14 protein-coding genes and 1 pseudogene are annotated in these 21,187 nt (G+C 71.3%); 12 read left to right on the top strand and 3 right to left on the bottom strand.

Going from position 1 to position 21,187, the window contains the following annotated elements; all coding sequences use genetic code 11:
- Positions 1 to 2 precede the first annotated feature (2 nt).
- Positions 3 to 2,456, top strand: a complete 2,454-nt coding sequence (locus tag AB0M62_RS19110; protein WP_366075395.1) for a SpoIIE family protein phosphatase — start codon at positions 3 to 5, stop codon at positions 2,454 to 2,456.
- An 84-nt stretch (positions 2,457 to 2,540) separates the two neighbouring features.
- Positions 2,541 to 3,140 carry a Type-2Aa cytolytic delta-endotoxin gene (locus AB0M62_RS19115; protein WP_366075396.1) on the top strand — a complete coding sequence of 200 codons (600 nt, stop codon included), beginning with the start codon at positions 2,541 to 2,543 and terminating at the stop codon, positions 3,138 to 3,140.
- 74 nt (positions 3,141 to 3,214) lie between these two features.
- On the opposite strand, the gene AB0M62_RS19120 is transcribed toward AB0M62_RS19115, so the two are convergent.
- From AB0M62_RS19120 to AB0M62_RS19130, 3 genes are all read right to left on the bottom strand, one after another.
- Positions 3,215 to 4,492 (bottom strand): cation:proton antiporter, encoded by a 1,278-nt coding sequence (locus tag AB0M62_RS19120; protein WP_366075398.1) that lies wholly within the window; start codon positions 4,490 to 4,492, stop codon positions 3,215 to 3,217.
- A complete protein-coding gene (locus tag AB0M62_RS19125) occupies positions 4,479 to 5,252 on the bottom strand; it encodes a flavin reductase family protein (protein ID WP_366075399.1) in 774 nt (257 codons plus the stop codon). Before AB0M62_RS19125 ends, AB0M62_RS19120 begins: the two co-directional genes overlap by 14 nt.
- Before the next feature lie 122 nt (positions 5,253 to 5,374).
- Positions 5,375 to 6,979, bottom strand: a complete 1,605-nt coding sequence (locus AB0M62_RS19130) for a tryptophan halogenase family protein (RefSeq protein ID WP_366075400.1) — start codon at positions 6,977 to 6,979, stop codon at positions 5,375 to 5,377.
- 320 nt (positions 6,980 to 7,299) lie between these two features.
- Here AB0M62_RS19130 and AB0M62_RS19135 point away from each other — a divergent pair, with 320 nt between their 5' ends.
- From AB0M62_RS19135 to AB0M62_RS19180, 10 genes and pseudogenes are all read left to right on the top strand, one after another.
- Positions 7,300 to 8,229, top strand: a complete 930-nt coding sequence (locus tag AB0M62_RS19135; RefSeq protein ID WP_366075401.1) for a BTAD domain-containing putative transcriptional regulator — start codon at positions 7,300 to 7,302, stop codon at positions 8,227 to 8,229.
- 199 nt (positions 8,230 to 8,428) lie between these two features.
- A complete protein-coding gene (locus AB0M62_RS19140; protein ID WP_366075452.1) occupies positions 8,429 to 9,940 on the top strand; it encodes an aldehyde dehydrogenase family protein in 1,512 nt (503 codons plus the stop codon).
- On the top strand, positions 9,937 to 11,820 hold the full coding sequence (locus AB0M62_RS19145) for a non-ribosomal peptide synthetase (protein WP_366075402.1): 1,884 nt from the start codon (positions 9,937 to 9,939) through the stop codon (positions 11,818 to 11,820). Before AB0M62_RS19140 ends, AB0M62_RS19145 begins: the two co-directional genes overlap by 4 nt.
- A gap of 4 nt (positions 11,821 to 11,824) precedes the next feature.
- On the top strand, positions 11,825 to 12,574 hold the full coding sequence (locus AB0M62_RS19150; RefSeq protein ID WP_366075403.1) for an alpha/beta fold hydrolase: 750 nt from the start codon (positions 11,825 to 11,827) through the stop codon (positions 12,572 to 12,574).
- 65 nt (positions 12,575 to 12,639) lie between these two features.
- Positions 12,640 to 12,837, top strand: a pseudogene (locus tag AB0M62_RS19155) (MbtH family NRPS accessory protein); the annotation flags it as partial.
- 1 nt (position 12,838) lies between these two features.
- The gene (locus AB0M62_RS19160; protein ID WP_366075404.1) at positions 12,839 to 14,065 is read left to right on the top strand and encodes a cytochrome P450; all 1,227 of its coding nucleotides are present in this window, start codon (positions 12,839 to 12,841) and stop codon (positions 14,063 to 14,065) included.
- A complete protein-coding gene (locus AB0M62_RS19165) occupies positions 14,062 to 18,012 on the top strand; it encodes an amino acid adenylation domain-containing protein (RefSeq protein WP_366075405.1) in 3,951 nt (1,316 codons plus the stop codon). Before AB0M62_RS19160 ends, AB0M62_RS19165 begins: the two co-directional genes overlap by 4 nt.
- Complete coding sequence (locus tag AB0M62_RS19170; RefSeq protein WP_366075406.1) at positions 18,012 to 18,680, top strand: 4'-phosphopantetheinyl transferase superfamily protein; 669 nt, start codon at positions 18,012 to 18,014, stop codon at positions 18,678 to 18,680. The genes AB0M62_RS19165 and AB0M62_RS19170 overlap by 1 nt, the downstream gene beginning before the upstream one ends.
- Positions 18,681 to 18,721: 41 nt before the next feature.
- On the top strand, positions 18,722 to 19,783 hold the full coding sequence (locus tag AB0M62_RS19175) for a winged helix DNA-binding domain-containing protein (protein WP_366075407.1): 1,062 nt from the start codon (positions 18,722 to 18,724) through the stop codon (positions 19,781 to 19,783).
- A 90-nt stretch (positions 19,784 to 19,873) separates the two neighbouring features.
- Positions 19,874 to 21,160, top strand: coding sequence for an MFS transporter (locus tag AB0M62_RS19180; RefSeq protein WP_366075408.1), 1,287 nt, complete (start codon positions 19,874 to 19,876; stop codon positions 21,158 to 21,160).
- Positions 21,161 to 21,187: the final 27 nt, after the last annotated feature.

Raw genomic sequence — 21,187 nt, forward strand, 5'->3', positions numbered from 1 at the left:
CGATGGACACACCGATGACTACGTTCAGCGAGAGCCCGGACGACCCCTTCGCGGTGCGGCGCGCGGCCTCGGCGGTACTGGACGACCGGGGGACAGTGGTCGGCTGGAGCGAGCGGGCCGAGCAGTTGCTCGGCTACTCGCGTCAGGAGGCGCTCGGGCGCACGGCGCTCGCTCTCCTGGTCGATCCCGACGACCACGGCGTCGTGATGGACTCGGTGGCGGCATGTGTCCGCGACGGGGGATGGTTCGGGGTCGTGCCCGTCCGGCACCGCAGCGGCCGTCGTGTGCAGTTCGGGTGCCGTGCCCGGGTGATCGCGAGGGAAGACTCCCGCGCCGAGTGGTTCCTCGTCGCCGCCCCCGTCGAAGAGGTGGTCCAGTGGGAGACGGACCGTTCCGTCCTGGACGGGCTGTTCCGCCGCTCCCCGATCGGTCTGGCCGTCCACGCCCCCGACCTCAGCATCCTGCGGGTGAACCGAGCGATCGCGGGATTCAGCGGGATTCAGGTCGAACAGCTACGCGGGCTGCGGATCGGCGACTTCCTGGTCCAGCAGGACACCGACAAGGTGGAGCGGCAGCTGCGGGAGGTACTCGAGACGGGTCGGTCCTCGTACGACGCCGAGATCCCCTGCCGTCTGCTGCGCGACCCCGACCGCGAGCTGGTGGTGTCGATCTCGGCGTTCCGGATGCAGGACCCCTCCGGACGAATCCTCGGGGTCACGCAGACGGTCGAGGACGTGACCGACCGCCATCGGGCTCGGCGCAGGCTCGCTCTGCTCAGCGAGGCCGGCGCCCGAATCGGGACCACGCTGGACGTGGCGCAGACCGCTCAGGAGCTGGCCGGGGCGGCGGTCCCGGACCTCGCCGACTGCGTCTCCGTCGACCTGCTGGAGCCGGTGAGCCGCGGAAAGGAGCCTGTCCAGGGGATGTTCTCGACCATGCGCCGGGGGGCGGTCCGCAGCATCCTGAAGGACGCGGAAGACGTCATGTATCCCGAGGGCCACACGATTCACATTCCGCCGGACAGCGTCCAAGCACGGTGCCTGGCCCAGCGGCTTCCGGTCTTCGACGCGGATCAGAAAGGCGTGACGGGATGGCTTCCCACGGACCCGGAGCGTGCGGAACGTGCCCTCAAGCTGGGTGATCTCTCGCTGCTGGCCGTGCCGCTGGTCGCGCGGGGGCTCGTACTCGGACTGCTCAGTCTCTGGCGGTGGCGGCGGCTCGAGCCGTTCGAGGAGGACGACCTCCGGCTCGCCGAGGAGTTCGCCTCCCGCGCCGCCGTCTGCATCGACAACGCGCGCCGCTACACCGAGCAGCACGACACGGCGCTCACCCTGCAGCACAGCCTGCTCCCGCACGAGGTGCCGAGCCACCCCGCAGTCGAAGTCGCCCACCGCTACCTGCCCGCCGACGCCACGACCGGCGTCGGAGGTGACTGGTTCGACGTCATCCCGCTCTCGGGGGTTCGGGTCGCCCTCGTCGTCGGCGACGTCGTCGGCCACGGCATACACGCGGCGGCCACCATGGGCCGGCTGCGAACCGCCGTACACACTCTGGCCAACCTCGACCTCGCCCCGGACGAGGTCCTCTCCCACCTCGACGATCTCGTGGACCGCCTGGCCGCCGAGCAGGAGTCGACCGGGGACCTTCAAATCGTCGGCGCCACCTGTCTGTACGCGATCTACGACCCGGTTTCGCGCAGCTGCGCCTTTGCCCGCGCCGGCCACCCGCCGCCGGTGTCGGTGACTCCGGACGGACAGGCGAACCTCCTCGAGGTACCGGCGGGCCCGCCGCTGGGCCTCGGCGGGCTGCCGTTCGAGACCGCCGAGTTGCAGCTGGCCGAAGGCAGTCTCCTGGCCCTCTACACCGACGGTCTCATCCGGACACGCAAGCGGGACGTCGACGAGAGCCTGGCGGATCTGTGCAGGGCGCTGACCCTGCGCGCCGACTCGTTGGAACAGACGTGCCGGGCGGTGGAGACCGCCTTGCTCCAGGACCGGCCGACCGATGACGTCGCCGACGACGTGGCACTGCTCCTCGCCTGCACCCGCGTCCTGGCGGAGGAGTTGGTGGCCACCTGGGAGTTGCCGATGGAGCCCATGGCCGCTGCCCGGGCACGGGAGCTGACGGCGGCGAAGCTCACCGAGTGGGGACTGGAAGAGATGATCTTCACCACAGAGCTGATCGTCAGTGAGCTGGTCACCAACGCCTACCGGTACGGTGACGGGCCGATCAGCCTGCGGCTCATCCGTGACGACCACCTCATCTGCGAAGTGTCCGACACGGGCAGCACCTCGCCGCACCTCCGCCGGGCCCGCACCACCGACGAGGGTGGCCGCGGACTCTTCCTGGTGGCTCAGCTCACCGAGCGGTGGGGCACCCGCTACACCCGTGAGGGCAAGACCATCTGGGCCGAACAGCCGCTGCCTTCCGGGCCGGAGCGGCCGGCAGGCCGGTAGGGCCTGCGGCCCGCGGCGGGTGGGGACGGCGCCGGTCGGCATACTGACTCCCGGGCGCGATCACTTCTGCCGCGAGGAGTTGTTATGGCTGACCAGGTCGCCACCAAGAAGGCCGGCTTCAAGACCGTCTTCGAGGTAGGGCCGCACCACCGGGATCAGGCGCAGGGCATCGACGAGAAGTTCCAGCAGGCGATCGCCCCGGCGACCGTGAACTTCGACTTCGGCAACATCCGGGAGGCGGCGGGCACCATACCCGACAGCGCGATCGTCAAGATCGTCCGCGGCTGGGCCCTCCAGGAGACCGCCCCGGTCCACGTCATGGTGCTCTCGCTCAAGGAGGCCGTGCGCCAGGCCCTCCCGCAGCCGTTCGCCAGCCCCGCCTTCTGGGACAAGGCCGAACTCGCGCTGACCGGTGCCTTCCTCGGCCTCGCCGAGCAGGAGGGCGAGCCCGGTCTCTCCTTCTACCGGGAGGCCGCGGACAGCACGAGTTACTACCGCGACCTGCTGTTCGCGCTCCAGGACGAGGAAACGGAAGAGTTCATGTACGCCATCGCCTTCTGCGTCGATGTGACCGTCGGGCTGGCGAAGGCGGAACTCGCGTCCCTGACGGCCGAAGACGTCGCGCCGTTCACGATTCGCCTCAACGCGATCGCCGTACGGCAGGAGCTCCAGGCGGCGGCCTGACCCTCCGGCTAACACCGGGGGGCCGGCCCACGGCGAGGCCGCCGTGGGCCGGTCCGGTGCTTCGCGCTGTTCGCTCAACTCCGGGACCCGATGACGACGGGTGAGATGTCCGGCGATTCCTTCATCGGGCTCGGGGACGGGTGCAGCCGGCTGACGGCCGGCGACGTGATGGCTGTTGTGATCAGGGCCATCAGGACCAGCATGGTGAACAACTCCGGTCCGATGACTCCGAGTTCGAGACCGATGTTGAGGACCACCAGTTCGGTCAGTCCACGGCAGTTCATCAGCGCGCCGATCGACAGGGCCTCCCGCCAGGACCTGCCGCAGGAGCGGGCCGCCCCCGTCGCACCGCCCCATTTGCCGAGGACCGCGACGGTGAGGACCGCGCCCGCCCAGAGCCACTGCACCGGGTCGGCCGCCAGGACCTCGATGTCCGTGCGCAGGCCCGTGTGGACGAAGAACAGCGGCAGCAGTACGGGGACGGCTACGGCACGGAGCCGGGCGGCCGAGACTTCGACGCGCTGGGCGCCGCGCGGGGTGACAACGCCGAACAGGAAGGCCCCGAAAAGGGCGTGCACCCCGATCGCGTCGGTGGCCAGGGCCGACAGACTCAGTCCGCTGAACAGCGCCACCAGGACCACCGCGTCGTTGGCCCGGTCCGCCCGAGCAGCCCACCGCGCGAGCAGCGGCCGTACCGCGTACAACATGAAGGCGGCGAAGGCCACGGCGAGCCCGGCCGTGGTGGCGGCGTCCATCGTGGAGCCGGCCGAGGCGAGCGCGACCACCACGGCCAGCAGGCACCAGGCGGTGACGTCGTCCACGGCGGCGCAGGCCATCGCGAGCGCGCCCAGTGGAGTGCCGTACAGGCCGCGGTCGATGAGGATCCTGGCCAGCACGGGGAACGCCGTGATGCTCATCGCCACCGCGATGAAAAGGACGAACGGGAGGCGGCCGACCCCGTCGGGGGCGAGCTGTCCGTACATCCCGAGCGCCAGCACCGCGCCGAGCGCCATGGGCAGCAGCATGCCGGCCTGGCTCACGGCGACAGCGATCCGGGTGTGACCGCGCAGCGCACCCAGGTCCAGTTCCAGACCGACCAGGAACATGAAGGACAGCAGGCCGAGCTGGCCGAGTACCGAGGTGAACGGGAGGACGGCATCCGGGAAGAGCCAGTGCTGGGCCTCCGGCCACAGCCAGCCGAGCAGCGACGGCCCGAGCAGAATGCCGGTGGCGATCTCGCCGACCACGGGTGGCTGGCCGAACCGTCGGAACAGCGTCGCACCCGCCTGGCAGACGAGGATGACCACGGGTACGGCGACCAGCAGTGCGGGCAGCGGATCAGCGGCGGACACGGGCGACTCCTTCCGACGGCACCGGCTGCGCGCAGGGCTGCGGAGGGGCCGGCGCTGCCGCGGCCGGCTGCGGGACCGCCGCGGCGTCGGACCAGCGGGCGTAGCGACGGCGGCCGTAGAGCAGCGGCTGCGCCGTCTCACGTACGGTCACGCGGCTCACCTCGGCGAAGACCGCCGTGTGGTCCCCGAAGCCGACGGTCTTGACGACGGTGCAGTCCGCGATGGCATGCGCGTCGGCGGTCAGATGCGGGCCGCCGGCGCCCAGCGGCAGCCGCCACTCGGTACGTTCGAAGCGGTCTGGCGCCCCCGAGGCGAACAGGTCCGAGGTGGACCTGGCGCGCTCGTGCAGCAGGTTGAGAGCGAACTGACCTTGTGCGAGGAGGACGTCGAGAGTGGGGCTCGCCGTGCGTATGCACACCACCAGGATGGGTGGGCCGAGTGCCACGCTCGCCAGCGAACTGCAGGTCATGCCGCGCGGGGAGGCGTCGGCGTCGAGCGTGGTGACGACCGAGACCCCGGAGGGGAAGCCGGCCATGAAGGGGCGGAGATCGGCCGGTTGGACCTTGGCGGGTCCGGCAGTTGCGCTGGTCCCGCCGGTTCCGGCCGTTTCACTCGTTCCGCTCGTGCCGTTCGTCCCGGTGGTTCCGGTGGTTCCGGTGGTTCCGGTGGTTCCGGTGGTTCCGGTGGTTCCATTGGTTCCGGCGGTTCCGTTCGTCTCTGCGGCTCCGGAAGGCACCTGGTGCGGCGCGGAGTTGGGCATGTCTGACTCCTGTGGGTCGCTGGAGCAGTGCGGCCCGGCAGCCGGCGGGAGAGCCGTGCTGCCGGGCCGTGGATGTGGCGGCGGGGTCGTCGTGCCCGAAGGGACGGCGACGGTAGTTCGTCCTACGCGCCGCTGTGCAGCCGCCGCAGGTAGTCGTACGCACTGGGCAGCGTCTCCAGCAGGTTCTGCTGCTGGCGCTTGACCGCCTCGAAGAGCGGCTCGGCACCCGCCACCGACTCGGGCTTGTGGGCGAGCGCGGGCAGCGGCGCGTCCGGGACCAGGCCGAGGCCGGCGAAGATGCAGTAATAGCTGCCGTTCGTCCAGAAGTTGCGGAACTCGGCCTCGAAGTTCCCGTAGTACGTCGACTCGTCGGTGATCGGCGAGTTGATGGGCAGACCGGCCTTGTAGGCGGAAATCTTCTGCTGGATGTTGTCGGGGAGCGTCAGCTTCTTGTTGGCCTGCCAGAACGGTGTGTCGTTGCGCGGCGCGTAGAAGAAGTGCGCCTGGATGAAGTCGCGGGTGTCGTCGAACATCACCTCGATCTCGTTGTTGAAGCTGTTGATCAGGCCGTCGTTGAACGTCCTGTCCGGGAAGTGCTTGGCCAGCTGGTAGATCGCCGCGGTGATGAAGTAGATGCCGGTCGACTCCAGCGGCTCCAGGAAGCAGGAAGACAGACCGATACTGACGACGTTCTTCACCCAGGCCCGGCGGTTACGCCCGACCCGGAACCGGATGTGGTTGAACTTGGTCTCCTCCGGGTCGAGACCCCACATCTCGGCGAACTCGCGGGTCGCCTCGTCCTGGTCGGTGAACTTGCTGGAGTACACGTAGCCGGTGCCGAAGCGGCCCAGCATCGGGATCTTCCAGGCCCAGCCGGACGACATCGCGATCGCCGAGGTGTACGGCTCCACGCCGCCCGCCTCGTCGTCGTGCGGGACGGCGGTGGCGACCGCGCTGTCACACAGCAGGTGGTCGCTCATGTCGATGAACGGCTCCGCCATCGCCTGGTTGATCAGCAGACCGCGGAAGCCCGAGCAGTCCACGAACAAGTCGGCTTCCAGGATCTGCCCGCTCTTCGTGTGCAGGGCCGTGACATAGCCGCGGTCGTCCTGCTGGACCTGCGTCATCTCGTCCTGGACGTGGTTGACGCCCTGCTTCTCGGTGGCGAAGCGGCGCAGGAAGTCGGCGACGAGCTGGGCGTCGAAGTGCCAGGCGTAGCGCGTGGCCGACCGGCCGTCGAGCCAGCGCGGTGCCTTCATCGCGTCCATCACGGGGGGCTCGCGGAAGCAGGCGTAGTCGAACGGCTCGGTGGTGCGGCCCTCGTACTTGCGCTTGAACCAGTAGTGCGACAGCGGAGTCTGGTCGTAGTCCGGAAGCAGGCCGAACGGGTGGTAGAAGTGGTCCGGCCGGCCGTCGGACAGCACGCGTGCCTCGGCTTCGCCCTGGCCTTCGGTGCGCCAGTTCACGAACCGCACGGCCATCTTGAAGCTGGCGTTGCACTCCCGCATCCACTCGTCCTCGGCGATACCGAGGTAGTCGAAGAAGGCCCGCTGCAGGTTGGGCACCGTGGCCTCGCCGACGCCGATTCTCGGAATCGTCGGTGCCTCCAGCACGGTGATGTCGACGGTGCCCTGGAGTGCCTTGCCGAGATACGCGGCGGTCATCCAGCCGGCCGTGCCGCCTCCCAGGATGACGACCTTCTGGAGCCGGGTGTCGGTGCTGGTCATGTATCAGCCCTCATTTCGGAGAACGGCGCCGGTCGGGGTGGTCGAGGCATCAGTTTGGGAGGCCGCTCTATCACGGAGCTACACGCGTAAGTCGTGGCCGGTATAGGGCGTTTGTAGGGGCCGGGAACAGACTCGCCGCAGGCAGATCGGTACGTGCGGACAGCCAGACAGGCAGACAGGCAGATCGGTGTGCGACGGACCTCCGGGAGGAAGCGATGACCACCGCGGTGACCGAGGAAGCGCGGCGTTGGGGCATCCCCTGCTCATGGGGGTCCCCCCTGCTCGAGCGAAGCCGAGAGCACGGGGGAGGAGCCGAGAGCTTGGAGAAGGTTCGGATCCGTTTCCTGGGGGATTTCGAGCTGATCGTGAACGGCAGCCCCGTCGAGCGGTGGCGGGCCGGGAAGGCCCGCGGGCTCTTCCAGTACCTGGTGATCCACCGTGGCCAGACGCTCACCCGCGACCGGCTGTACGAGGCCCTGTGGCCCGGCTCGGACGGATCCTCCGGAGGCAGCTCCCTGAAGGTCGCGGCGCACGCGCTGCGCCGGGTCCTCGACGCCCACCCCGACCGCCCCGGCGCGTCCGGAATCCGGCTGCTCTACCGGGACTTCGGCTATGTCCTGGATGTGGCCGACCTGTGGTCCGACGTGGACCGGTTCCAGGAACTGGTGCACGCGGGCCTGCGGGCCTCGGCCGCACAGGACGTCACGCTCGCCCGCACCCGGCTGCGGGCGGCCATCGCGCTGTACGGCGGCGAGTTCCTCCGGGGCGACAGCGCCGACTGGGTCGCCGAGCAGCGCGAATACCTCCGGTCCCTGGCGCTGCGCGCCCTGGTCGTCCTGCGCACCGACGCCGAGGCGCGTGAGGACTTCGCAGAGCTGATCGAGATCTGCCGGCGCACGCTGGAGATCGACCGCCACCACGAGGAGACCTACCGCGCGCTGATGACGGCGCACGGAAGACGGGGCGAACTCGCGGGCGTACGGAGCTGGTACGAGTTGTGCGCGCGGCGCCTGCGCGACGACTTGGCAGTGGCACCCGCCCCGGAGACCGAGCTGCTGCTGCGCGCGATGGTTCCGGCCGCCCGGTCCGGCGCGCGTGGCGCCGCCGTTCGTACGGCCGGGTCCGAGGCCGTGCGGGCAACCGCAGCCGTCCCGGCGGGGGCCGACGCCCGTGCGACCGGCCGGCTCCGTCCGGTACGGCGCACCAGGCCGGACGCCCGTGCCGCCGCCCTGGCCCGGATGGCCGGTTGAGGCATCCCCAGGCATCCGGCCGGCCGCAGCGCCGGTCGCCCCGCCCGCACGCGATTCAGCGAGCCGGCAACTCAGAGATTCAGCGAGCCGGCGATTCAGCGATTCAGCGATTCAGCGATTCAGTGAGGAACCCACCGTGACCGTGCTGACCGTGCCGCAGGACTCCGGCGCACCAGAGGCCGAGCCGTACGCGGCCCCCTTGCCGCCCCGTTACGACGACCAGTGGATCGGCGGCCGCTGGACCGCCTCCGACGCCGACGGCCGCCTTGTGGTGACCGACCCGAGTACCGAGCAACCCCTGGCCACGGTGCCCGCCGGCACGGCCCGCGACGCCGACCTGGCCGCGCGCGCCGCCGCCGCGGCGTTCACCGGCTGGGCCGGCACACCCGTACGCGAACGGGCCGCCCTGCTCCGCCGGGTCGTCGAAGGCATGGAACAGCGGGCCGGCCGGTTCGCCGAAGTGATCACCGCCGAAGTAGGAGCGCCTGCCCGGATGGCGCGCCAGACCCATGTGGGGCTCTCCATCGGCATGGCGGCCCACTGCGTCGAGACCGCCGCCTTCTACGCCTTCGAGGAGCGTGTGGGCCACTCGCTTGTGGTCCGCGAACCCGCCGGGGTCGCCGCCTGCATCACCCCGTGGAACACCCCGCTGCTGCTCACCGTGCAGAAGATCCTTCCCGCGCTGGCCGCGGGCTGCACCGTGGTGCACAAGCCGAGCGAGATCACCCCGCTGCACGCCCGGCTGCTCACCGAGGTGATCGCCGAGGCCGATCTGCCGCCCGGTGTCTTCAACATGGTCGTCGGCACCGGCGGTACGGTCGGGGCGGCGCTCGTCACCCATCCACTGGTTGACGTGGTGTCGCTCACCGGTTCCACCCGGGCCGGCCGCGAGGTGTCCGCGCGCGGCGCGGACGGCGTCAAGCGCGTCCATCTGGAGCTGGGGGGCAAGAACGCCAGCCTGGTCCTGGACGACGCGGATCTGGACGCGGCGGTGCGCGCAACGGTGGACCAGATGCTCTTCAACTCCGGCCAGACCTGTCTGCAGTGGAGCCGTCTGCTGGTGCCGAGGGACCGCCAGGACGAGGCAGTACGGATCGCCGGCGACGCGATGGACGGCTACGTGACCGGCGACCCGCGCGACCCGGCGACCGATCTCGGCCCGCTGGTGTCCGCGGCCGCGCACGACCGGGTGACCGGATACATCCGGCGGGGCGCCGCCGAGGGCGGGGCCCGTCTGGTGCACGGCGGTCCCGAGCGCCCGGCCGGGCTGGTGACCGGGTACTACGTCCGGCCGACGATCTTCGCCGATGTGGACCCGCTGACCACGGTCGGGCAGGAGGAGATCTTCGGGCCGGTGCTGTGCGTCATGCCGTACGACGACGAGGACGAGGCGGTGCGGATCGTCAACGGCACCCGCTACGGGCTGCACGGTGCGGTCTGGTCGGGTGCCGACGACCGTGCCGTGCGGATCGCGCGCCGGTTCCGGACGGGTCTGGTCGATGTGAATGGCGGGCAGTTCAACCCGGCCGCTCCGTTCGGCGGGTTCAAGCAGTCCGGCATCGGCCGCGAGTGCGGAACCGCGGGACTGGAGGCGTTCCTGGAGACCAAGTCGATGCAGTTGCCGCAGGGTCCGGGCGGGCAGGTGGTGGGCCCCCGACTTCGGGCCACGGCGCCCGCCGGCCCCTCGGACCCGGAGAGGAACGACGGATGACCGCCCAGCATGCCGGGTTCGCGCCGGGGACGGACCCCGGCGAACCGGCCGACGGACCGGGCACGCTTCCGCCCCTGTTCGCCGTCCTGGAGAGGTGGACCCGCGAACGGCCGAACGAGACCGCTGTCAGTGCCGCCGACGGCACCCTGACCTACGCGGCGCTCGCCGCCAGGACAGCCAGGATCGCCGCGGCGCTCGCCGCCGCCGGCACCGGACCCGAGACCGCCGTCGGGCTGCTGCTGGGCCGGTCCCGGGAGAGCGTCCCGGCCCTCCTCGCCGTCTGGAGCCTCGGCGCCACGGCCGTACCCCTGGACGCCGGGCATCCGGTCGAGCGGCTCGGGCACGTGCTGCGGGACGCGGGAGCCGCCGTGCTGCTCGCCACGGACGTACCGGCGGGGCTCGACCTCACCGGCGTCCGCACCCTGGCCCCGGCCGACTGCCGGCGGTCCGCCGCCGGGTCGCTCGCGGTGACCGTCCCCCTCCCCGACACCTGCGCGTATCTGATCTACACCTCCGGAACCACCGGCCGCCCCAAGGGAGTCGAGGTCACCTACCGCGGCCTCGACACGTTCGTCGACGCGCTCGCCGGACTCGGTCTCACCCCCGGCGGGCTCGGGCTCAATGCCGTCTCACCCGCCTTCGACGGCTGGCTCTGGTGCACGCTGCTCTATCTCGTGCACGGCCAGGGCGTGGCGCTGGTGGACCTGTCCCTCGGCGGGCTGCGCCAGGCCGCCGCCGAGGGCCGGGAGGCGCTGCCCGCCGGGCTGCGCACCGTATCCCTCACGCCCTCGCTGCTGGCCGCGCACGGCGACGGGCTCGATTCCGCCGAGGTGGTCGTGGTCGCCGGGGAGGCCTGCCCGGCCGCGCTCGCCGAGCGGTTCGCGCGGGACCGCCGGCTGCTCAACGTGTACGGGCCGACGGAGGTGACGATCGCTGCGACCTGGGCCGACAGTGAGCGAGGTGACGACGTGAGCGCCATCGGACGACCGTTGCCCGGCTACCGGGCCTATGTGCTGGACGACGAACTGCGGCCGGTGGCCGGGGGATCGGAGGGAGAGCTGTACCTCGGCGGTCCCGCCGTCGCCCGGGGCTACCGCGGACGGCCCGGACTGACCGCCTCGCGCTTCGTGCCCGATCCGTTCCAGGGCGGCGGCTCCCGGATGTACCGCACCGGCGACCTGGTGGTGCGCCGGCCGAGCGGCGAACTCGAGTACCGGGGACGCCGCGACGACCAGGTGAAGATCCGCGGCCACCGCATCGAACTCGGGGAGGTGGAGAGGATCGCCGCCGAACTGCCGGAGGTGGTGGCCGCGGCGTGCTGCCCGCTCTCCTCCGGGCAGACCCTGGGCCTGGCCGTGGTGGCAGTACCCGGAACCGATCCGGGAGCGCTGGCCGCCCGGGTCGCGGACCGCTGCCGCAAGCTGCTCCCGGAGGCGGCGGTGCCCACCACCGTGCGGGTACTCGACCGGGTGCCCACCCTGACCACCGGCAAGGCCGACCGGGAGACGCTGGCCCTCGAACTGGCCGCTCCCGAGGGGGAGCCGGCGCCTTCGGGCGACGCCACCCCGCGTGAGCGCGTGGTGATGGCCGTATGGGCCGAGGTGCTGGGGCGCGAAGTGCCCGGCCCGCCGGCGGACTTCTTCGAGCTCGGCGGTCACTCCCTGGCGGCGGCCCGCGCGGTGGCGGAACTGCGCCGCCTCACCGGGCTCCGGCTGACTCTGGGCAAGCTGCTGGCCCGCCCGACGGTGGCGGATCTCGCCGCCGAACTCGACCGGCTCGCTACCGAGCCGGGGGAGGCGGGGCAGCCCGGGGAGGCGGGCGCGTTCAAGGAACCCACGGTCCGGGACAACTCCGCCGTTCCCACCGCCGAAGGGGCCTGAAGCCATGGGCAACTGGATCTCCACCTGGCCCGGCGGGCCCGAGGACACCGCCCTGCCCGCCCTGCTGTGCCTCCCTCCGGCCGGCGCCGGCTGCCAGCAGTTCCGTGCCTGGCAGCCGCCACTGGCGGGCACCGCGCAGGTGTACGGTGTACAGCTGCCCGGCCGGGAGAACCGCTGGCGCGAGCCCATGCCGGACACGTTCGGCGAGGCCGTCGAGGCCATCGCCGGCGAACTGGTCCGCATGGTCGGCACCGACCGGCCGCTCGTCGTCTTCGGCCACAGCTTCGGCGGTCTGCTCGGCTACGAACTCGCCCGCCGCGTGACGCCGCGGGCCCTGGTGGTCAGCGCCTGCCGGGCGCCCGGCCACTGGGACGGAGCCGGCCGGGGCATCGTCGACGACGAGGATGAACTGGACAAACTCTTCGACACGGCCGGACTCGATCCGGCATTCCTGGACCACGACACTCGCGCCCTGATGGTCGAGATGCTCCGCAAGGACGCCCGGCTGTCGCTGAGTTACGCCCATACCCCCGGCGCGCGCCTCGGCGTCCCCGTGCACGCCTGGGGCTCCGACGGCGACGAGACCGTCAGCTCCGCGGAGCTGGACGGCTGGGCCGCGGTCACCACGGCCGGCTTCCACCGGCACCGCACCACGGGTGGCCACCACGCCGTACTGCGCCGCCCCGAGCCCGTACTGGAGCATCTGGCCGGGCTGCTGCGGGGCGACGACACCCGGCTGCCGCGCACCGCCTGAACAGCCCGGCTGCCGCGCACCGCCCGAACTGCCCGGCCCGAACACCCCGCCCGAGCCCGGAGGACACCGTGCCCACCACCTACCAGGTCCTCGTCAACCACGAGGAGCAGTACGCGCTGTACCCCGCCGTGCGCGGTCTGCCCGACGGCTGGACGCCGGCCGGGTTCACCGGCACCGAGGACGAGTGCGCCGCCCACGTGGACGCGCACTGGACCGACACCCGCCCGTTGAGTCTGCGCCTCGCGGCGGGCGGAGGAGCCTGAGATGCGGATCGATCTGCTCGACCCGGCCCCGTTCGGCCGCAACGACTTCTGGTCCGCCTTCACCTGGCTGCGTGCCAACTCGCCGGTCCACTGGCACCCGGAACCCGGCGGTCACGGCTTCTGGGTGCTCAGCAAGCACCGTGACATCACCGCGGTCTACGCGGACAGTGACACCTTCAGTTCCGGGCAGGGCATGCGGCTGGGCAGCGATCCGGCCGCCGTCGCCGCCGTCACCCAGCGGATGCTGATCGTCTCCGACGCGCCCCACCACACCCGCCTCAAGCGGGCGCTCTACCAGGCGTTCGGACCGCAGCAGATGCCCCGGCTCGAGGCCCTGGTCGAGATGGTCGTGGGGGAGCTGGTGGCCGAGGCCGCCGAACGTGACGAGCTGGACTTCATCGACCTCGCCAAGCAGCTCCCCAACCGGGTGGTCTGCGCCATGATGGGCATTCCGCGCGCGGACTGGGCCTGGATCGGGGCCCTGACCACCGATGCCTTCGACTCCCCGGACGAGACGGTGCGCAGCAACGCGCACTCGGAGATCTTCCTCTACTTCATCGAACTGCTCGGCGAGCGCCGGGCCCGCCCGGGCGACGACCTGGTGAGCCAGATCGCCCACGACACCCTCGTCGACGAGGGCGACGGCACCGAACGCCCGCTCAGCGACGAGGAGATAGTCTTCAACTGCAACGGCGTCCTCTCCGGCGCCAACGAGACCACCCGCTACTCCGCCGCCGGCGCGGTGCACATGTTCGCCGAACACCCCGGCCAGTGGGAGCTGCTGCGCCGCCTCGGACCCGACGGCATCGCCCCCGCGGTCGAGGAGATCCTGCGCTGGACCACGCCCGGTGTGCACGCGCTGCGCACCGCGGTCCGCGACACCGAGATCGCCGGGGTCCCCGTCGCCGCGGGCGACCGGGTGACCCTGTGGAACGTCTCCGCCAACCGGGACGAGGACGTCTTCACCGATCCGCACAGCTTCCGGGTCGACCGCCGTCCCAACCGGCATGTCGCCTTCGGCCACGGACGCCATCTCTGCCTCGGCGCCCGGCTGGCCCGCTTCGAACTCGGTGCCCTGCTCACCGAGATGCTCGCCGTGCTGGACGGTTTCGAACTCACCGGTCCGGCCGTCTTCAACTCATCCAACTTCACCTGGGGGATCAAGAGTCTCCCGGTGCGGCTGCTGCGCAGCCGAGCCTTCGCAGAAGCAGAAAGGGCCGCGCTGTGACCACCGCACTCGTCGATTTCAACCGTACGGACACCTCGTTCCCCGCCACCGGATACCCGGAGCTGCTCGCACAGCAGGCCGCCCGCACCCCGCAGGCCCCCGCGCTGGTGCAGGGCGAACGCTCCTGGACGTACGCGGAACTCGAGGCCGCCACCAACCGCCTGGCGCACGCGCTGATCGCCCACGGCGCCGGCCCCGGCGAGCGTATCGGGTTGTGCTACCCGCGCGGTGCCGACTACGTGATCGGGTCCGTCGCGATACTCAAGACGGGCGCCGCGATCGTCGCCCTCGACCCGGTCAACCCCGACGACCGGCTCGCCGCGATGATCGGTGACGCCGGGCCGCTGCTGGTCCTCACTCCGGCCGAACTCGGCGCGCGGATACCCGAGGGTGTGGTGCGGGCCGAGGTCGCCACGGCCGGCCGCGGCCAGTCCGACGCGCCCACCGGCGTCCCTACCGGCCCCGACACCGTCAGCCACCTCATCTACACCTCCGGCTCCACCGGCACCCCCAAGGCCGTCCTGGAGCGGCACGGGGCCCTCACCAACCTGGTGCACTGGACCGAACGCGCGTACGGTGTCCGCCCCGGTGACCGGGCCTCGTGGATGTCCACGCCCGGCTTCGCCGTACAGATCATGGAGTGGCTGGCCTATCTGCCGACCGGCGCCGCGATCCACATCCCGGAGGCGGGACAGGCCCAGACGCCGGAGCAGATCCGCGACTGGCTCGTGAAGGAACGCATCACGCACACCATGCTGGTTGCCGCGCTCGCGGAACCCGTCTGGGGACTCGACTGGCCGGACAGCACCGCGCTGCGGATCCTGGTGACCACGGCCGAGCGGGTGCACAGCTGGCCGCTCACACACACCCCGTTCCGGGTGGTGATGACATACGGCACCACCGAGACCACCAACGTGCTGTCCTGCCTCGACCTCGGTGCCGGCATCGACTTCACCAGCCAGGCCACGCCCGAGGACATCCGCACGTCCCGGCAGGTGCCGGTCGGCGTCCCCATCGCCAACCTCCGGGTCCATCTGCTGGACGACGACGACCGCGAAGTGGCGGCGGGCGAGGTCGGCCGCCTCCATGTGTCCGGCGCCGGTGTCGCCGCCGGATACCACGGCCGGCCCGAGCTGACCGCGACGAAATTCCGTCCCAACGTGGTCGACGGCGACCCCCACCCGGTGCTCTACGACACCGGGGACCTGGCCCGCCGCCGCGAGGACGGCGCCGTGGAACTCCTCGGCCGTTCCGACTCGCAGGTGAAGATCCGAGGCTTCCGGGTCGAGCTGGGTGAGGTCGAGACCCACGTCGCGCGGCTGGACGGCATCGCCGAGGCAGTCGTCGTCACCCAGGAGCGCGGCCCCAACGACAAGCGGCTCATCGCCTATGTGTCGCCGGAAGCCGGCGCCCGGCCGGACTCCGGTGCGGTGCGCGCGGAGGTGGCCCGCACCCTGCCGTACTACATGGTGCCCGGCACGGTCGTCGTCCTGCCCGAACTGCCGCGGCTGCCCAACGGCAAGGTCGACCGGCGCAGACTGCCGGAGCCCCCGGAGACCCGGGAGGGCGTCAGCGCGGGTTACGAGGCACCGCGCAACGAGGTCGAGGACGGCCTCGTCCGCCTGTGGGCAGTGGCGTTCCGCACCGGCGGCGTCGGCATCCACGACAACTTCTTCGAACTGGGCGGACATTCGCTGCTGGCCTTCCAGCTGATCGACGAGATCCGCCGACGCTACACAGTCGAGCTCAGCCTCTCCGATCTGTCCACCTGCCCGACCGTCGCCGAGCTCGCCACCCTCATCACCACCGAACGTGCCACCGGCCGCGGCGAGTTCGGCGGACTTCCGGCCATCGTCCCCGACCCGGAACGGCGCTTCGAGCCGTTCCCTCTGACCGAGAGCCAGCAGGCGCTGTGGATCGGCCGCGGCGGACTCGTCGAGCTGGGCAACGTCGGCTGCCACGGCTACTTCGAGTGGGAGAGCGAGCGGCTCGACGTACCCCGGTTCGAAGCCGCCTGGCGACGGCTGGTCGAGCGGCACGACGCCCTGCGGACGCGCATTCTCTCCGACGGCACCCAGCAGGTGTACGCGGAAATCCCGGAGTACGAGATCCCCGTCAGCGACTTCGGCAGCCTGGACGACGTCGCGCGCGAGCGCGAACTGGCGGAACTGCGCGAGCGGTTGTCCCACCAGGTACTGAACGCCGACAGCTGGCCGCTGTTCGACGTACGGATCAGCCTGCTCGGCGGCGGCCGGGCCCGGATCCATCTGTCGCTGGACTTCCTGGTCGCCGACGCCTGGAGCTACTTCCAGGTCCTCATCCCGGACCTGGTCACGTTCTACACCGAGCCGGACGCCGACCCGGCGCCGCTGGAGCTGACCTTCCGCGACTACGTGCTCGCCGTCGGGAACTCGCTGCGCGACAGCGAGCTGTACCGCCGGTCCGAGTGGTACTGGCGCGACCGGCTCGCCACCCTGCCGCCCGCGCCCGAGCTGCCGGAGCGCCCGGCCGACGCGCCCGCACTGCCCGTACGGTTCGAGCGGCGCAGCCACGTCGTGGACCCGGACCTGTGGACGCGTATCCAGGAGCGGGCGCATGCCCGCGAGGTGACCCCCTCCGGGGTGCTGGCCGCCGCCTACGCCGAAATCCTCGGCCGGGCGTCCGGGCAGGCCCGCTTCACCGTCAACTTCCCGCTGTTCAACCGGTTGCCGCTGCACCCGCAGGTCAACGCGCTGCTCGCGGACACCACCACCACGCTGCTGCTCGCCGTGGAACAGCAGGACACCACCTTCGCCGGTCGGGCCCAGGCCATCCAGCGCCGGCTGTGGGCCGATCTGGAGCACCGCTACTTCAGCGGCGTACAGGTCCTGCGGGAACTGACCAAGCTGCGCGGTTCCCTCGCGCCCGCCATGCCCGTCGTCATGACGAGCCTCGCCGGACACCCGCCGCAGTACGAGGAGACCGAGCTGGGCGTACCCGTCTACGGCATCTCTCAGACTCCGCAGGTGTCCCTCGACTTCCAGGTGTTCGAGAAGGCCGGCGGCCTCACCTTCAACTGGGACTTCCTGCCGGCCGTCTACCCGGACGGCCTCATCGACTCCATGTTCGAGGAGTTCCTCGCGCTGCTCGAGGCGCTCGGCGAGGAGGAGATCTGGGAGCGCTTCTCGCCGCCGCCCGGCGACGAGTCCGCAACGACGGCGCAGAGCGCCGAGGAGCGTGACACGGGCGACGCGTGGGAGCGCTACTGGGCCGGCATCGAGCGGACCGGCCGCGGCGGCGACGTGATCTGGGACGCCGACAGCGGCGAGGAGTTCCACTGGCTGCTCGGCCAGGCGGAGCGGCACTTCACCCCCGGCCTGCCGGTCATCGACCTGGGCTGCGGCAACGGCCGCTACAGCCGGGAACTCGCCCCCCACTATCCGGGAGTTGTCGGTGTCGATGTCTCCGCCAGTGCGATCGAGCACGCCAGGCGGGAGGCGGAGGGAGTGCCGGCCCTCGACAACGTCGAGTACCTGGCAATCGACATGACCGACGCCGAGCAGGCCGTGGCGCTGGGCGACGGACCGTACAACATCTTCGTCCGCGGTGTCTTCCACGTGCTGGACGGCGCGGCCCGGGCCCGGCTCGCCACCGTGGCCGGCCGTCTGCTCGGCCCCGGCGGGGTGCTGATCGTGCACGAGCCCGACTACTCCAGCAACTCCTTCGGCTACCTCGGCTTCGTCGGCGGCAAGCGCGGCCGGGCGGAGGACCTGGTCGGCCCGCTCGAGGCGGCCGGTGTCCGGCACTCGCACCGCTTCACCCGGCCCGAGCTGACCGAAGCCTTCCCGGAGTCGGACTGGGAGGTCGTCGACGACGAGGCGATCGAACTGCACGCCATCGACCCGCAGTCGGACTCCGACGCACTGCGGCTGCCCGGCTACTACGCGGTGCTGCGTCGCAGGCACTGATGCGCGGGACAGGGGCGATGGGCGGGATGGCGCTGGCCGCGCGGACCGGGGAGGTGCTGGCCGCTGCCGGTGACGTACGGGCGCTGCTGACCCGTGCCGAAACGGACCGGGCCGACGCCCTCCGGTCGGCGGCCGACCGGGACGACTTCCTGGCTGCCCACGTCCTGGTGAGGCTCTGCGCCGGGCGGCTCCTCGGCCGCCCGGCGCAGAGCCTCACCGTCGTGCAGAGCTGCGGGAGATGCGACCGGCCGCACGGCAGGCCGCGGCTCGTCGAGGCGCCCGCCCTCGGAGTCAGCTTCGCGCACACCCGGGGCTGGGTCGCCGCCGCCGCGGCGGACGGTCCAGTGGGAGTGGACGTGGAGGCCTGTGACGGTGTGCCGCTGGATTGGCGCCTGGCGGAATCAGCGTGCAGTGAACGGGAGTTGGCGGCGCTCCGCAGGCATCCCAACCCCCGGCTTGCCTTCCTGCGGCAGTGGGTGCGCAAGGAATCCCTGGTCAAGGTCGGGGTGGCGTCGCTCGACGAGCTGGGCCGCCTCGACCTTCCGGTGTACGGGGACGATGCGCCCAGGTGGCGGGACTGGCAGCTGGCGGACTGGGGCGGTGGAGAGGTCGTCGGATGCGTGGCGGCCCGTGAACGTGTGCGGCTCCGGCTGCTGGACGACCCTTGAGCCACGCCCCGCGCGGCGTGGACCGGTGAAAGAGTGGACAAGTGGAACAACGAACGACGGACCGGCTGCTCAGGGCGCAGGCACAGGCGATCGGGGGCGGGGTCCGGGAAGTGACGGTCGCCTCCGTCCTCGACCGGGTCCTCGCCGTACAGGCACAAGACCTCACGGCGTCGGCCCTCGGGCTCCGGGTCCGCGCCCGCGGCCTGACCGCCGACGATGTGCACCGGGCCACCGACATCGAACGGACCGCCGTGCGCGGCTGGTTCATGCGCGGCACCCTCCAGCTCGTGCCGGCGGCCGACGCGCGCTGGCTGCTCGCCCTCTTCGGCCCCGTCTTCCTCGCGCTCGCCGCCCGGCGGTTCCGCGAGCTCGCCCTGGACGAAGCCCTGTGCGAGCGTGCGGAACAGCTGATCACCGAAGCCGTCGGCAAGGAAGGGCCGCTGACCCGTGCCCAGGTCACCGACCGGCTCACCACTCTCGGGGTGGAGCCCAAGGGCCAGTCCGCCTTCCACCTGATCCGCCGCGCCGCCCTGACCGGCCGGATCTGTCACGGACCGCAGCGCGACGGCGAAGCCACCTTCGTCCTGCTCGACGACTGGCTGTCCGCGACCGGCCCGCTTCCCTTCACCGGGGCGGCAGCCGAAACGGAACTCGCGCGCCGTTATCGGGCGGCACACGGTCCCGCCACCGTGCACGATTTCGCCCACTGGTCCGGGCTGAGAACCAGGACGTGCAAAAGCGCCTGGGCCGCAGCGCGGGACATCGCGCGCCCTGCCGTCGCGGCCGGCGAGCAGCCCGACGTCCGGCTGCTGCCGGCCTATGACAACTACCTGGTGGGCTATCGCGGCCGTGAACTGTCGGTTCCCGCGGAGCACGAACGCCGCGTATGGCCCGGCGGCGGGCAGATCAGGCCCACCGTGATGGTCGACGGCTGGGCCGTCGGCACGTGGTCGGGCGGCCGGCGCGGAACGGACGTGACGGTCGAACCGTTCCCCGGCAGCGCGCCCCTCGACCCCGTGGTGTCCGCCGCGGTCGACCGCGAGAGGGCGGACATCGCGCGCTTCTACAGCGGTTCTCCTACGGTGTCCACCACCGTCCTATAATCCCGCGCATTCATAACCGGCCGCTAACTCGCGCCTCATAGATTCAGTGCCGTCCGACAATTCCGTCCCCTATCAGAAAAGGGCGTCGACATGGCACTCGGTCGGCATTCCGATTTCAATCGCCTTTGGTTCGGGCAGACCGTCAGCAACTTCGGCGACAAGATCTCTCTGCTCGCGCTGCCCACACTCGCGGTCGTGGTTCTCGACGGGGGAGCATTCGAGGTCGGCGTGCTCGGCGCGCTGCGCTTCCTCCCCTTCCTGCTGCTGGCCCCGATCGCCGGGCTGGTGGCGGACCGGGTCTCGCGCCGTACGGTCATGATCGTGGCGGACCTGGGCCGCTTCCTGGCGCTGGGCACGATCCCGCTGGCGTTCGCCCTCGATTCCGTCAGCATGACGCACGTCTACGTCGTGGCCGGCGTCACCGGCTGCCTCACCACCTTCTTCGAGGTCTCTTACCAGTCGTGGCTGCCCCAGCTCATCGGCACCGAGAACCTCATCGAGGGCAACACCAAACTCCAGATCAGCCGCAGTGTCGCCGAAGCGGTAGGCGCCGGTGCCGGTGGTGCGCTGATCCAGGTGCTCGGTGCCGCGCGCGCCATCACGATGGACGCCTTCACCTTCCTGGTCTCGCTGGTCGCCCTGCTGGTCATCCGGCACCGTGACGTCCGCGAGCGCACGGAGGAGAAGAAGGCCTCGGCCAAGGCCGAGCTGAAGGAGGGCCTGCGGACCCTCTTCGGGACCCCGGTCCTGCGCGGCCTCTTCACCGCCAACGTCGTGGTCAACCTCGGCGCCGCGATGGGCGACGCGCTCCTGATCGTGTACGCGTACAAGACACTGCACCTGAGCCCCGGCCAGGTCGGCGCGGCCTTCGCCGTCATGTCGGTCTTCGTGATCGTCGGCGCGGTGCTGTCCGAGCAGGTCGCCAAGGTGCTCACCCTCGGCCGCACGCTGGTCCTGACCGCGGCGGTGCTGGGCGCCGGCTACATCCTGGTACCGACGGGCGGCGCGCTCGCCGGGTTCGTCGGCCTGATCGTCGTCCAGGCGGTCATCGGCTTCGTCTCCCCGATGTTCGACATCCACGTACTGAGTCTGGTGCAGGGTGTCACCCCGAACGAGCAGATGGGCCGCGTCAGCGGCAGCGCACTCTCCGCCGTGTACGGCGCCCTGTCCCTCGGCTACTTCGCCGGCGGCGCGCTGGGCGAGGCGATCGGTCTCACTGCAGGCCTGGCGGTGGCCGGAGCGGTCACCATCGTCGGTGGCCTGACGCTGCTGGCGAGTCCGGTGGCCGGAATCAAGGAGATGCCGGGCGGCGACGCACCCGGGGAGGGTGCCGCCGCCGCGGACGACCGCCCGGACGACGCCAAGGTCATCGCCTAGGGCGTGTCCCGGTGCGTGGGGGAGTGG

This window comes from Streptomyces sp. NPDC051219, assembly GCF_040682335.1.
Lineage (GTDB): Bacteria > Actinomycetota > Actinomycetes > Streptomycetales > Streptomycetaceae > Streptomyces.

Bases quoted from the DNA above. Each gene is read 5' to 3' on its own strand.
- AB0M62_RS19160 (WP_366075404.1), top strand. From the start codon at position 12,839: ATGCGGATCGATCTGCTCGACCCGGCCCCGTTCGGCCGCAACGACTTC.
- AB0M62_RS19150 (WP_366075403.1), top strand. From the start codon at position 11,825: ATGGGCAACTGGATCTCCACCTGGCCCGGCGGGCCCGAGGACACCGCC.
- AB0M62_RS19125 (WP_366075399.1), bottom strand. From the start codon at position 5,252: ATGCCCAACTCCGCGCCGCACCAGGTGCCTTCCGGAGCCGCAGAGACG.
- AB0M62_RS19145 (WP_366075402.1), top strand. From the start codon at position 9,937: ATGACCGCCCAGCATGCCGGGTTCGCGCCGGGGACGGACCCCGGCGAA.
- AB0M62_RS19170 (WP_366075406.1), top strand. From the start codon at position 18,012: ATGCGCGGGACAGGGGCGATGGGCGGGATGGCGCTGGCCGCGCGGACC.
- AB0M62_RS19115 (WP_366075396.1), top strand. From the start codon at position 2,541: ATGGCTGACCAGGTCGCCACCAAGAAGGCCGGCTTCAAGACCGTCTTC.
- AB0M62_RS19180 (WP_366075408.1), top strand. From the start codon at position 19,874: ATGGCACTCGGTCGGCATTCCGATTTCAATCGCCTTTGGTTCGGGCAG.
- AB0M62_RS19110 (WP_366075395.1), top strand. From the start codon at position 3: ATGGACACACCGATGACTACGTTCAGCGAGAGCCCGGACGACCCCTTC.
- AB0M62_RS19130 (WP_366075400.1), bottom strand. From the start codon at position 6,979: ATGACCAGCACCGACACCCGGCTCCAGAAGGTCGTCATCCTGGGAGGC.